This is a genomic window from Bacteroides sp. ET489 (genome assembly GCF_030518095.1).
GTDB classification, from domain to species: Bacteria; Bacteroidota; Bacteroidia; order Bacteroidales; family Bacteroidaceae; genus Bacteroides; species Bacteroides ndongoniae.
Genome location: NZ_JAULLJ010000015.1, coordinates 44,072 through 58,625 on the forward strand (window position 1 = coordinate 44,072; position 14,554 = coordinate 58,625).

Below are 14,554 nucleotides of genomic sequence, written 5' to 3' on the forward strand. Positions count from 1 at the left end.
TCGAAAAATACAAGTAAAAACGCATAAAAGATAACTTAGGTATCGGATTTAATATGCTTCCAGGAGTGAAAGAAGTTATCACTTCACTTAGAAATAAAAGCAGAAGTTTTCCTTCCTGATGAGAAAAAAATAAAAAAGAGAGTTCGCATTTTTCATGATTACGTTATTTTTGCAGAGTAATGAAACCGAAAATCTTTGTATTGTGAAATGAAAGCAAATGGCATAAACTTCGGAAAACTATTGATGCTCAGCTGTGTGCTCGCCGGATTATTGACCGCTTGTAACAGTCAGCCAGATGTCGCCCGCTTGCTGCGACATGCCGATTCAATGTTGACAGACCAGCCAGACTCCGCACTATGCCTATTGAATGACATTCTGGATGAATCGTCCTTTACACCACCCGAACAAATGCAGTTAATATGGGACAAAGCAATGGCACACTACCGGTTAGACATGTCGTTGGCCGAAGATTCATTGATAGGAAAGGCTGCTGCTTATTACCGCCAGTCGGGCGATTCGAGCAAACTCTACGACGGCTATCTGCTGGAAGGTATGTACCTGCGATGGGCAAACCGAGACAACGAGGCCATCGCTGTGTTTGATGAAGGCATTAATTTGGCCATTGCCAGACAAGACACAGCTGACATGCTGGTATTACAACGCAAGAAATTGGAAGTGTACTACAAACAGAGCCGCTACAAGGAATGCCGGAAAATGATAGAAGATATGTTGCGCATAGCCGACAAACTACCAGTAGAGGAACATTATCAGATGGTCTATTCACTGGCGTTAGTGTCTCAACTGGATGGTGATTTGTCTAATATGGATTGTTTAGAAAAAGCAGCCAATCTGGCGTTTGCTGCCGGTGATACGGCTTTTGCCTATCATATCCAACGCAATCATGGCGATGCGTTTATGCTAGCCGGCCGATACCGGGATGCCATAGAGCAGTTTCATCAGCTGATGAAGGCAAAGTTCTCTTTCACTACATCTTTCATTAATGCCATTAAATTGAGCATGGCTTATAGCTATTTCTGTCTGGAGCAATTTGATTCTGCCCGATATTATGTGAACCAGGTAGAACAATCTTTGGACGACATGCGCAAACGAAATAAGAATCAGACTCAACTGATTGAGAAAGGACGGGTATATCTATTGCGTGCCGTATTGGACAACAGGGTCGGTAATCCGATTGATATAGTGGGATTTGAACGTTATTGCGACTCCATAGAGGTCTCTCTTGCCGAAAAGCACCAGACAGAACTACGCCAACAGGAGACCCGTACTCGCTTACAGCAACAGAACTATGAACTTACCATCCGGCGCCAACGGCTGGAATTTCAGATTGTGCTTATCATCGCTTTGCTGCTGGGTATGGTTCTTATTCTAATAATAATGTACCAGCGGAATCTGAAGCGCAAAGAGCAAGTTATCCGTCAACTTTCGGACGATTTACAGAAACATCTGCGCCAACTGAAAGATAATGAAAGACTGATAACCCAGAATCAAGAAAGTATCAGGGAGCTACAAATGCAACTGGTACACCAGCAAGCTCATGAACAACAGGAACAACAGACATTCATCGAAAATCTGAAACTACAGAATCAGGAACTGACACAGCTCAATCAGGATTTGCAACGACAGATTGATATTTACTGGAAACAGTTGAACGATATGCCCTCCAAAGATAAGTTTACTCAGAAACTTACTGCTGAAGTATTGCAACTAAAAGACCGAGAACTTCTGTTGACCACACAATTGATAACCTCTACCCCATTGGTAAAAGAGCTACGCACTTCACCCCGTTTTCTACAATCAGAAGATTTTAATCATCTGACTACTTTGGTCAACAAGGTGTATCCCGATTTCACCTTACGGCTCATGAAGCAATACCCTCGTCTGACAGACGTTGACTTACAGTTGTGTATTCTTTTAAAATTAAATTTTAGCATTGCCCAGATTGCGGCCTTTACAGCGGTTTCTCCTACTTCTGTATCGCAGCAGAAGTCACGTACCAAGAAGCGTATCTTGCAACAGACACCTGATACTTTTGCTGATGGAGAAACGCTCGATTCATGGTTGTACAGGTTCTAAAAAATAGAGACTGTATATATCGTAATATTAGCAAAAACAAATAAGCACCTGTATAACAATAGGATACACATAAAAGCCTGTATATACGAGTTTGTTTAAATGTAAAAAAGAATCAGTTAACTTTGCCCAAAATAACTGAAACGTGAAAAATAAACTCCAAGCATGAAGATAAAGGCTCAGAAAAAACTATCCGAAAAACGAAACGAAACCCGATCTCCAGTCTGCATTGAATCCAATAAACAGCGCATACAAATATTGACTTCCGAAATGGAGCAATTGAAAGAACGGGAATGCAGACTGGCCGAACGTTTGATAGCCGAGCAGCCTTTGGTCAATGAGTTAAGAAGTAATCCCCGTTTCCTTAAAGAAGAGGACAGACTTCTTCTTTCAGCCTTGGTGGACGATATCTACAATAATTTCACGGTCCGTCTTACCACCCGTTTCCCAAATCTGACAGAGGTCGATATTCAATATTGCATCCTCCTTAAGCTCCATTTCTCAGTACCTCAAGTGGCTATCCTATCCGCCATATCACGTACTTCGGTCTATCAGCAGAAAGCACGCATTAAGAAACGGCTCTTACTGATGGATCCTAACCTCTTTATCAATGGTGAAACGCTGGATGCCTGGCTACACAAGTTCTAAACACATGATAATCAATAAATTTATATAGCATGAATACATTAAAACAACTTTTCTTGATATGTTGTGGCCTAATATATGCCTGTACTTTATCGGCGCAAAACATGAGTGGTAAAGTAACGGACGAGCAACAGCAACCCTTGTCTTACGCCAACGTGGTTTTCCTCTCCCTGCCCGACTCGGCATTTGTGGCGGGAGCGGTGAGCGGCGAGGACGGTAGTTTCAGCCTGTCGGCAGAAGGCGGGAAGGGCGTGCTGAAAGTATCGTGCATCGGTTATACTACTTTATATAAGGATTGCGGACCGGGCGAACAGCTGTCGCTGCAACTGAAAGCCGATGCGCAACTGTTGGACGAAGTAGTGGTGAAGGGCGACCTGCCCAAGACAAGGCTGAAGAACGGAGCCAGCATTACGAACGTGGCCGGAACCATATTGGAGAAGGCGGGAACCGCAGAAAACCTGCTGGACCGCATACCGGGTGTATCGGCCGGTGGCGGGGCGGTAAGCGTCTTCGGACGCGGAGCGGCGGAGGTGTACATCAACGGGCGCAAGGTGCGCGACTCCTCCGAACTGGATCAGCTGGCCAGCGACAACATCAAGTCGGTAGAGGTGATCAACAACCCCGGCGCCCGCTATGCGGCTTCGGTGAAGGCAGTGGTGCGCATCACCACCAAGCGTGCGCCGGGCGAGGGATTCGGCTTCAACAACCGTGCTTATGCCAAATTCAACAAAGACTGGACGGTGCTCGACCAGTTCAACTTCAACTACCGCTCGGGAGGCTTCGACCTGTCGGGCATGCTGGCAGCTTCCGACGGGCATGCATGGAGCGAAAGAAACGTTGTGCAGGATACTTATCTGGACAAGCTGTGGAACCAGCACATGCACATGGACGAAAAGGAACATTCGCAGAACCTCTACACCATGCTTTCGGCCAATTATACGTTCGGCAACGGGCATGCACTTGGAGTACGCTATAACTGGAAACGTCAACCCCGTTACGACAGTTGGGGAACACTGGACAGCGAAGTGCTACAGAACGGAGAGCAAGACGAACTGTTGCGGAGTGTCTATGAAAGCACTTCACGAGAAACCAGTCACACGCTGAACTTCTATTATGCAGGCCAAGTGGGAAAATGGAACATAGACTTCAATGCTGATGCCTTGTGGAACGGAAATGATACAGACGGATTTACCGATGAACAGGTTACTACCCCATCGGGAACGGAGACCGACCGTCGCCAGGTGAATACCTTCAGTCGGGCAGACAACAGCCTGTATGCCGGAAAATTAGTACTGTCGCGCGAATGGTTAGGTGGCGAACTTTCGCTGGGTGGCGAATATTCGCACAACACGCACGGCAACGACTATGTGAATCCCGAAGGACTGTTAGAAGATGACCACAGCGAGATAAGGGAAGGCAACGCTTCGGGCTTCGTGGAATATGGGCGTTCGTTTGGTTCGGTCTATGTGCAGGCAGGTGTGCGTTTCGAACATGTGGCAGCCGACTATTACGAAGGAGGCAAACGGGTAGAAAGCCAAAGCAAGCAGTACAATGACTGGTTTCCGTCGGCTACGGTTGTTGTGCCTGCAGGAAATGTACAGTTGGCACTGAGCTATGCTTCGGACATTGTGCGCCCGTCGTACCACATGCTGAGAGGGAACATTGTTTACAATAACCGTTATACTTACGAAAGCGGCAATCCACTACTCCGTCCGCAAGTGGCACAAAACCTAATTCTGAATGCCGTATACGACTGGACGCAACTGACGCTGGGCTATGTGCACACGAAAGACGCGATTGTCACAACCAGCATCCCCTATTCGGACACCGATCCTTCCATCGCGTTGCTGACCAATACGAATGCTCCGGCATACAATCATACGTTTGCTTCGCTCTCGCTTACTCCTACCATCGGCATCTGGTCACCGCAGCTTACGGCAGCAGTCGTCAAGCAATGGTATCACACAGATACTCCCTGGGGGCGACTCAATCTGGACAAACCGTTGATAAGCCTTTCGTGGGAGAACAGCCTGAAACTTCCCGGCGGTTTCCTGTTAAACGCCGATGCTTCGTGGAGTTCGTTAGGTCATGAGGAAAATACGGAAGTGAAGCGACAGTTGTGGTCGGTCAATGCAATGCTTTACAAAGGTTTCCTGAACGACAGGCTTACGTTCCAGCTTCAGGCTACCGACTTGTTCAACAGTACCCGTTCGCGTTCGCTGGTGTACTTGGGCAACCTGCGTACTTTCTATACGGATGCCGAACCGAACAGCCGAAGCGTCAGCCTGACCATCCGCTACAAGTTCAACGCAACCAAGAGCAAGTACAAGGGTACGGGTGCGGGCAGTTCGCAGAAGAACCGGATGTGATTGGTTGACAAGTGGGACGAGTTGACAAGGGGACGAGGTTATAGGAGGAAAAGGAGAACTTGCTCCTGAATGACAGAAAAGAATATCAAAACAAAATAAAAAGCAACTGATTATGAAACGACTATCAACCTGCATATTGCTGTTGGCAATGGCAATATGTGCAAGCGGTCAGACTCTGACCGGAAAAGTGACGGACGAGCAACAGCAACCCTTGTCTTACGCCAATGTTGTTTTCCTCTCCCTACCCGACTCGGCATTCGTGGCGGGAGCGGTGAGCGGCGAGGACGGTAGTTTCAGCCTGTCGGCAGAAGGCGGGAAGGGCGTGCTGAAAGTGTCGTGCATCGGTTATACCACTTTATATAAGGAATGCGGGCCGGGCGAACTGCTGTCGCTGCAACTGAAAGCCGATGCGCAACTGTTGGACGAAGTGGTGGTGAAGGGCGACCTGCCCAAGACGAGGCTGAAGAACGGAGCCAGCATTACGAACGTGGCCGGAACCATACTGGAGAAGGCGGGAACGGCAGAAAACCTGCTGGACCGCATACCGGGTGTATCGGCCGGTGGCGGGGCGGTAAGCGTCTTCGGGCGTGGAGCAGCGGAGGTGTATATCAACGGGCGCAAGGTGCGCGACTCCTCCGAACTGGACCAGCTGGCCAGCGACAACATCAAGTCGGTAGAGGTAATCAACAATCCCGGCGCCCGCTATGCGGCTTCGGTGAAGGCGGTGGTGCGCATCACCACCAAGCGTGCGCCGGGCGAAGGATTCGGCTTCAACAACCGGCTGTTGGGACAGTACCAGTACGACTGGACGGTGCTCGACCAGTTCAACTTCAACTACCGCTCGGGAGGCTTCGACCTGTCGGGCATGCTGTTCGGAAGCAATGACCGGGACGAGTATTTCAAGACGGTCCGGCAGGATACCTACTTGGACAAGACATGGACGCAGCATTCCGACCTGTCCAACCGCTCGCACTCGCAGCATCTGGAGGGCATGCTGTCGCTGAACTGGCAGGTGAATCCCGCCCATGCGCTGGGCGTGCGATACAACTACAAGCGTACCCCCAAGTCGGCTTCGGACCTGTCGATGCATACCGACGTGCTGCTGGACGGAGAGGCGTATGAACAGGCGGAGAACACGAACGCTTCGGATGCCCGCCAGACGGACCATCGGCTGAACCTTTACTACAACGGCACCGTGGGCGGATGGAACGTGGACTTCAACGCCGACGGTCTGTGGAACGAGAGCAAGGGAAGAAGCCTCGGACGGGAATACACCCGGACGCTGGATCTGCCGGAAGAAGCCAGGGACATCACCACTTTCGACGAGAGCCGGAACACGCTGTATGCCGCCAAGCTGGTCGTTTCGCATGCGTTGGCGGGCGGCCAGTTTGCAGTGGGCAGCGAATATACGCGAAACAACCGGACAAGCCTGTACGACAACCGCGAAGGCATCCTGCAAGGCGAGGACGACGAAGTGAAGGAAGAAATGTGGGCCGTGTTTGGCGAGTACAGCCGCCAGTTGGGACAGGGCAGCGTGCAGGCAGGTGTGCGCTACGAGCATCTGAAGAGCGACTACTACGAATACGGCGTGTTCAACAAAGAGCAAAGCCGGAAGTACTCCAACGTGTTTCCTTCCCTCAGCCTGTCGCACCCCATCGGCCAGGTGCAGTTGCAGCTAAGCTATGCCGCCGACATCACCCGCCCCGACTACAGCCTGCTGAACAGCGCTCCGCGCTACGTCAACCGCTACACCTACGAAGCCGGCAATCCGCTGTTGCAGCCTACGTTGAGCCACAACCTCACCTTGGACGTTGCCTGGAAGCAGCTCTACTTTTCGGGAGGCTACCGGCACATCAAGGACGGCATGACCAGCTTCTGCGACTCGTACTCGGCGGACAATCCCGCCATCAGCCTGCTGCGACCGGTCAATATAGAAGACTTCGACAAAGCGTATGCCATGGTGGCCTACAGCCCGAAGTTCGGCTGCTGGCAACCGCAATGGGTGGCCAGCATGGAGCAGCAATGGTACAAGGGGAGCACGCCCGAAGGCAGCCGGATGTTCAATCATCCGTTGGGCAGCTTCCTTTGGAAGAACAGCCTGGAACTGCCTTGGGACATCCTGATGTATGTGGACGCGACCGTAATAACCCAGGGACATAGCGAGAACGTGCACAACGACAAGACCCAGTGGCGGCTGGACGCTTCACTGTACAGGGAGTTTGCCGGGAAACGCCTGTCGTGCCTGCTGAGCGTGACGGACCTGTTCAGCACCATGACGAACCACGTGACGGCCTATAGCGGAATCCGCACCCTGACAATGGGCACCGACACGCGGCGCACCTTCACCGTGACCTTGCGATACAAGTTCAATGCGACCAAGAGCAAGTACAAGGGGACGGGTGCGGGCAGTTCGCAGAAGAACCGGATGTAGGTTAGTTGACGAGTTAACGAGGGGGAAGGCCATAGGGAAAAGAAGGAAATTCCTTATGGCCTTGTTCATTATCCAGCAGTCTCAAACAGCATAAAAAAAGAGATGCTTGCACGGCTCATGAGCGACACAAGCACGGCTCGTGAGAAACACTTGTACGGCTCGCGAACAACACTTGCAATACTCGTGGGAGTTGCAGGCAATACTCGCGGGCTTTACTTACCAAACTCGTGGGCTTTGCAGGCTAAACCTGACGGGATTGCTTGTAAAACTCGGTGACATTGCTTGTCATATCCGGCGGGATTGCTTGTTACGTCGGCTAACTACCGATGTTACGCCGCTAAAGTAGGTGGTTATGAATGAAAAGTGAATAATGAAAAACGGGGGAAGGATGGATACGCGGACGACGCGGAGGGGACGGACGAACACGGATGAAAAGGAGAAAAGGAGAAATTGGGTTCACGCTTTCAACAAGGAAAATTAGTGCTGAAAATCAGACGGATGTGGTGAAAGATAAAGCTTCACGTTGATTCAATTAAAAATGAATAATTAAAAATTAAAATCCGCGTTCATCCGCTCATTCCGTGTAGTCCGCGTATCCATCTTTCACCACAAATAGTTCACCCACAGAATATTACGGTGAAACTTCACCCTGCAAACTGATAAAAGCTCTGTGTCCTTCCGTGGTGATTGAAAAAAGAAGTTGATTTTTGTTGATTATTTCACCCTCATCCACTTGACAAAGGCCTTCCGATTTTGTATCTTTGGGGAACAGTTAATAAGTTAATGAGTTGACAAGTTGACGAGTTAACAAGTTAACAAGGGAACGGGGAAACTCGGGGTCTGTAACCGCGTCCCCCGTCCACTATCACTTAAACCCCAAAATCGCTATGAACCTGATTACGAACCTGAAAAGCTGGTTCCTTCCGTGGAACGCACGCAAGGACAACACGACAAACGACACGACTAACACGAACGACACGACGACAGCTTCCTCTTCCGCTTCTGCCTACGAACAGTTGTTCTCCGACCTGCAACACGTCTGTACCCGCCTGCCCGGAGGCGAAGTATTTGTAGTGATGGGCGGCGGCGAGTTCAGCGTCCGCATGACATGGACGCCCGACGACCGTGCCAAAGGCGAACAAAAACGTATGTTCAGCCTGAACGGCGGGAACGAAATCATTGAATGGGTGGATGCACAACCCGATGAAGCTGCTGAGGCGCGTATCCTGACAATGGAGCAACCACCTGTCATTGAAGAGAATACGGTGAAAGATGCGCTAAAAGAGGTGGTAAAAGATATGCCCCAAAAAGTTCTCGCCGCACCTGCTGAAGAATCCCCTACCCAACCCGAAAAGCCCTCGCGCCAGCAACAGATGATGCAACGCCTGATGCGCTACCTGAAACTGCACTACGCTTTCCGCTACAACCTGCTGACGGAACGAACGGAGTGCGCCCGTGTGAATAACGACCTAACGGGCAATCCGCACCACCTTATTTATACTCCCGTGGACAACCGCACGCTGAACGGCATCGCCCTCGACGCCATCGACAGCGGCGTGGATTGCTGGGACCGCGACGTGAAACGCTACGTGGAGTCCGACCACGTGCAGGCTTATCACCCGTTCGACCTCTACTTCAAGCAACTCCCCGCATGGGACGGTACCGACCGCGTGACCGACCTTGCCAAACGGGTTGCTGACAGCGACCTCTGGACACGCGCTTTCCACCGCTGGATGCTGGCCGTCACCGCCCAGTGGACAGGCCGTGGCGGAGAGGGACGACGTGCCAACAGTGTGGCTCCGCTACTGGTCAGCACCGCACAAGGCTTTGGAAAATCCACCTTCTGCCGCCTGCTGCTTCCGCCCCAGTTGCGCGATTACTTCACCGAAAGCTTCGACCTGACCAACGCCACGGCGGCGGAGAACAAACTTGCCTCGTACGGACTCATCAATTTGGACGAGTTCGACCGCCTGCCTGCCAGCCGAATGCCCCAGCTGAAGAACCTGATGCAAATGGAAGCCTTGCGCGTACGTCGCGCCTATCGCCGCACGGCAGAGGCACTGCCCCGCATCGCCTCCTTCATCGGCACCAGCAACCGCCGCGACCTGCTGACCGACCTTTCGGGCAGCCGCCGCTTCATCTGTGTGGAGGTGGAGCACCCCATCGACTGCAACACGCCGGTGGATTATGAACAGCTTTATGCCCAGCTGCTGCACGAGTTGGAGAACGGCGAACGCTGCTGGTTCAGCAAGGAAGAGGAAAACGAAATCCAGCAGGCCAATCGCCCGTTCTACCGCGTCACGCCCGCCGAAGAGTTGGTCAGCTCCTGCTTCCGCTTCGCCGAGCCGGGCGAGCAGGGGGCAAGATTAATGTCGGCGGCGGATATCTATGCAACTGTGAAGAAGAAGAATCCTGCTGCTCTGAAGGACTGTTCGTGTACGTCGTTCGCCCGGCTGTTGGCGCAGTTGGGGCGCAGGGTGCATACGAAATATGGGAACGGGTATTGGGTGGAGCCTCACCCCCGGCCCCTCTCCCAAGGGGAGGAGGGAACGGAGCGGGAATGAGAGAATTTCATCGGCTTCGGTAGGGTGCTTCGTGACCGACAGGCATAAAAAAAAGAGATGTGCCAACCTTGACACATCTCCTTTCTTCCTTTATATCTATCTGTTGGTAGATTATTCCTCTACTTTCTCGTCAACTGCATAGTCGAGCACTGTCTTCTTGTTGGCAAGCATACGGTCGTATTCTTCCTTCGAACCGACAATGATCTTCTCGAACTCGCGCTGGCCTGTACCGGCAGGAATCAGGTGACCGCAAATCACGTTCTCCTTCATACCCTCCAGCTTATCAACCTTACCGTTGATGGCAGCTTCGTTGAGCACCTTCGTCGTTTCCTGGAAGGAAGCAGCCGACATGAAGCTCGAAGTCTGCAATGCGGCGCGGGTAATACCCTGAAGAATCTGAGTAGAAGTGGCGGGAACGGCATCGCGTACCTCAACCAGTTTCATGTCACGACGCTTCAGCATCGAGTTCTCGTCACGCAACTTGCGGGCAGTTACGATCTGACCCGGTTGCAGGTTCTGCGAATCGCCTGCATCGACAACCACCTTCTTGCCCCAGATGCGGTCGTTCTCTTCCATGAACTCCAGCTTGTCCACTACCTGCTGTTCGAGGAAGCGGGTATCGCCCGGCTCATCGATTTCGACTTTACGCATCATCTGGCGTACGATGATTTCGAAGTGCTTGTCGTTGATCTTCACACCCTGCAGACGGTATACGTCCTGAACTTCGTTCACGATATATTCCTGTACGGCCGTAGGACCTTTGATGGCCAGGATATCGGCCGGAGTAATGGCACCGTCGGACAACGGAGTACCGGCACGTACATAGTCGTTCTCCTGAACCAGAATCTGCTTGGACAGAGGTACCAGATACTTCTTCACCTCACCCGTCTTGGAAGTAACGACAATTTCGCGGTTACCACGTTTTACCTTACCCATCGTAATCTCACCGTCGATTTCGGAAACCACGGCAGGATTGGACGGATTACGTGCTTCGAACAACTCGGTAACACGAGGAAGACCACCCGTGATATCACCCGCCTTACCAACGGCACGCGGAATCTTCACGATCACCTCACCGGCTTTCACCTTCTGGCCGTCTTCCACAACAACGTGACCACCCACCGGCAAGTTGTAAGTACGTATCAGTTCACCGTCTTCGGTCATGATGTGTGCGGTAGGCACTTTCGTCTTGTCCTTCGACTCGATGATGATGATTTCACGCAAACCGGTAGATTCATCCGATTCTACCTTATATGTTACATTCTCGATTACACCTTCGAACTCAATCTTACCGGTAGCTTCGGTAATGATAACGGCGTTGAACGGGTCCCAACGGGCAATCAGCTTGCCCTTCTCTACCAGTTCGCCATCGGCAGCATACAGAGTAGAACCATAAGGCACATTGTGTGTAGAAAGCACGATTCCTGTATTTACATCCACGAAACGTACTTCAGCCAGACGGCCTACAACTACCTTGGCCGGTTCGCCCGACTCGTCAACGATGTCTACCGTACGAAGTTCCTCAAACTCCAGACGGGCATCGTTCTTGGCTACGATACTTGCGTTGGCCGCAATATTGGCGGCCGTACCACCGGCGTGGAATGTACGAAGTGTCAGCTGTGTACCCGGTTCACCGATAGACTGCGCTGCAATGACACCGACAGCCTCGCCCTTCTGTACCATACGGCTGGTAGCCAGGTTACGTCCGTAACACTTGGCACAAACACCTTTCTTCGATTCGCAAGTCAGCACGGAACGGATTTCGACACTTTCGATCGGAGAATCCTCGATCTTCTGTGCGATGGCTTCGGTGATTTCCTCACCACCGGCAACAATCAGCTCACCTGTAGTAGGATGAACGATGTCGTGCACAGATACACGTCCCAAAATACGTTCGTACAAAGTAGCGATCACTTCATCGTTGTTCTTCAATGCCGTGCAAACCAATCCACGAAGCGTACCGCAGTCTTCTTCGTTGATGATCACATCGTGAGAAACGTCTACCAGACGACGTGTCAGGTATCCGGCATCGGCTGTCTTCAAGGCTGTATCGGCCAAACCCTTACGGGCACCGTGCGTAGAAATAAAGTACTCCAACACGGACAAACCTTCCTTAAAGTTCGAAAGAATCGGGTTCTCGATGATCTGACCACCTTCGGCACCGGCTTTCTGCGGCTTGGCCATCAAACCACGCATACCGGACAACTGACGGATCTGCTCTTTAGAACCACGGGCTCCGGAATCCAGCATCATATATACAGAGTTGAATCCCTGGTCGTCGTTCGAAATGGTCTTCATCAAGATATTGGACAACTCTGAGTTGACATGTGTCCAGATATCAATCACCTGATTATAGCGTTCGTTATTGGTGATGAAACCCATATTATAGTTATTGATCACCTGCTCTACCTCTTCATATCCCTTCTGTACCAAGGCCTCTTTTTCTTCGGGGATGATGATATCGCCCAAGTTGAACGACAAACCACCCTTGAAGGCCATGTAGTAACCCAGGTTCTTGATTCCATCCAGGAAGTCGGCAGCTTCGGACACACCACAAACCTTGATTACGTGGCTGATGATATCGCGAAGTGACTTTTTAGATATAATCGTATTGATATAACCGGCTTTAGCAGGTACTATCTCATTCACAATAACACGTCCTACAGAAGTATCATGCATCATTTTGTCGACGATATTTCCATTCTCGTCCACATCCTTGACTACGACACTTACCGGAGCGTGAATGTCGCACTTACCTTCATTGTAGGCAATAAGCGCTTCTTCGGGGCCATAGAAAGTCAAGCCTTCACCTTTGGCACCCTTACGCAACTTGGTGATGTAATACAAACCAAGCACCATATCCTGTGCAGGCACTGTGATAGGAGCACCGTTGGCAGGATTCAAGATGTTGTGCGACTGAAGCATCAGCATCTGTGCTTCCAGAATTGCCTCGTTGCTCAAAGGCAAGTGAACGGCCATCTGGTCACCGTCGAAGTCGGCGTTGAATGCCGTACAAGCCAACGGGTGCAACTGAATAGCCTTACCTTCGATCATCTTCGGCTGGAATGCCTGAATACCCAGACGGTGCAGTGTCGGGGCACGGTTCAGCAACACCGGATGACCTTTCATCACATGCTCAAGGATATCCCAGATAACAGGCTCCTTGCGGTCTACAATCTTCTTGGCGCTCTTTACAGTCTTCACAATACCGCGCTCAATCAGCTTACGGATGATAAACGGTTTGTAAAGCTCGGCAGCCATCAGTTTAGGAATACCGCATTCGCCCATTCTCAGTTCCGGACCTACAACGATTACCGAACGTGCAGAATAGTCGACACGTTTACCCAGCAAGTTCTGACGGAAACGTCCTTGCTTACCTTTCAAACTGTCGGAAAGAGACTTCAAAGGACGGTTAGCGTCGGTCTTCACTGCACTTGACTTACGAGAGTTGTCGAACAATGAATCGACAGCTTCCTGCAACATACGTTTTTCATTACGCAGAATCACCTCAGGAGCCTTAATCTCGATGAGTCGTTTCAGACGGTTGTTACGTATGATAACACGACGGTAAAGGTCGTTCAAGTCGGAAGTTGCAAAACGTCCACCATCCAACGGAACCAACGGACGAAGTTCGGGCGGAATGACGGGGACAATGCGTACAATCATCCATTCGGGCTTGTTGCGTCCACGCGAAGCACGGAACGATTCTACTACCTGAAGACGCTTCAAAGCTTCAGTCTTACGTTGTTGCGAAGCATCGCTTCCTGCACGGTGGCGCAGTTCGTAAGACAGAGCATCCAGATCGATGTGCGACAACAGGTCGTAAATAGCCTCGGCACCCATCTTGGCGATAAACTTATTCGGATCGGAGTCTTCAAGGAACTGGTTTTCCTTAGGCAGTTTCTCCAAAAGATCCAGATATTCGCCTTCTTCAAGCAAATCGTATTTCGCTACTTCGTCAGACAAAACACCCGGCTGAATAACGACATAACGCTCGTAATAAATAATGGCATCGAGCTTCTTTGTGGGCAATCCCAACAAATAGCCGATCTTATTAGGCAGTGAACGGAAATACCAGATGTGTGCAACAGGCACTACCAACTGGATGTGTCCCATACGTTCACGGCGAACCTTCTTTTCGGTTACTTCAACACCACAACGGTCGCAGACAATTCCTTTATAACGAATGCGCTTGTATTTACCACAATGGCACTCATAGTCCTTGACGGGTCCGAAGATACGTTCGCAAAACAGACCGTCCCGTTCAGGCTTGTACGTACGATAGTTGATGGTTTCAGGCTTTAAAACTTCACCACTCGAATTCTCCAGGATTTCCTCGGGAGAGGCCAAACCGATTGAGATTTTCGAGAAATTACTCTTTATCTTATTATCTTTTCTAAAAGCCATACTTTATATATAATTGATAATTGACAATTGATTATTGATAAGCAGAC

Annotated in this window: 6 protein-coding genes; 5 read left to right on the forward strand and 1 reads right to left on the reverse strand. The window is 50.7% G+C overall.

What is annotated here, in order from left to right:
* Positions 1–207 precede the first annotated feature (207 nt).
* The 5 genes from Q3C19_RS10140 to Q3C19_RS10160 all read left to right on the forward strand — a co-directional run bounded on the left by Q3C19_RS10140 (position 208) and on the right by Q3C19_RS10160 (position 10,100).
* A complete protein-coding gene (locus tag Q3C19_RS10140; RefSeq protein ID WP_235817041.1) occupies positions 208–2,094 on the forward strand; it encodes a hypothetical protein in 1,887 nt (628 codons plus the stop codon).
* A 162-nt stretch (positions 2,095–2,256) separates the two neighbouring features.
* A complete protein-coding gene (locus Q3C19_RS10145) occupies positions 2,257–2,739 on the forward strand; it encodes a hypothetical protein (RefSeq protein WP_235817040.1) in 483 nt (160 codons plus the stop codon).
* Between the two features lie 101 nt (positions 2,740–2,840).
* Positions 2,841–5,105 (forward strand): outer membrane beta-barrel protein, encoded by a 2,265-nt coding sequence (locus Q3C19_RS10150; RefSeq protein WP_302729077.1) that lies wholly within the window; start codon positions 2,841–2,843, stop codon positions 5,103–5,105.
* Between the two features lie 112 nt (positions 5,106–5,217).
* On the forward strand, positions 5,218–7,536 hold the full coding sequence (locus Q3C19_RS10155; protein WP_302729079.1) for a TonB-dependent receptor: 2,319 nt from the start codon (positions 5,218–5,220) through the stop codon (positions 7,534–7,536).
* Positions 7,537–8,423: 887 nt separating this feature from the next.
* Complete coding sequence (locus Q3C19_RS10160) at positions 8,424–10,100, forward strand: VapE domain-containing protein (RefSeq protein ID WP_302729081.1); 1,677 nt, start codon at positions 8,424–8,426, stop codon at positions 10,098–10,100.
* Between the two features lie 111 nt (positions 10,101–10,211).
* Here Q3C19_RS10160 and rpoC read toward each other — a convergent pair whose 3' ends face one another.
* Complete coding sequence (gene rpoC / locus Q3C19_RS10165; RefSeq protein WP_071148633.1) at positions 10,212–14,507, reverse strand: DNA-directed RNA polymerase subunit beta'; 4,296 nt, start codon at positions 14,505–14,507, stop codon at positions 10,212–10,214.
* Positions 14,508–14,554: the final 47 nt, after the last annotated feature.

What these genes read in the sequence shown, in the direction of transcription:
- Q3C19_RS10140 (WP_235817041.1), top strand. Translation starts at nt 208, where the DNA reads ATGAAAGCAAATGGCATAAACTTCGGAAAACTATTGATGCTCAGCTGT.
- Q3C19_RS10145 (WP_235817040.1), top strand. Translation starts at nt 2,257, where the DNA reads ATGAAGATAAAGGCTCAGAAAAAACTATCCGAAAAACGAAACGAAACC.
- Q3C19_RS10150 (WP_302729077.1), top strand. Translation starts at nt 2,841, where the DNA reads ATGAGTGGTAAAGTAACGGACGAGCAACAGCAACCCTTGTCTTACGCC.
- Q3C19_RS10155 (WP_302729079.1), top strand. Translation starts at nt 5,218, where the DNA reads ATGAAACGACTATCAACCTGCATATTGCTGTTGGCAATGGCAATATGT.
- Q3C19_RS10160 (WP_302729081.1), top strand. Translation starts at nt 8,424, where the DNA reads ATGAACCTGATTACGAACCTGAAAAGCTGGTTCCTTCCGTGGAACGCA.
- rpoC (WP_071148633.1), bottom strand. Translation starts at nt 14,507, where the DNA reads ATGGCTTTTAGAAAAGATAATAAGATAAAGAGTAATTTCTCGAAAATC.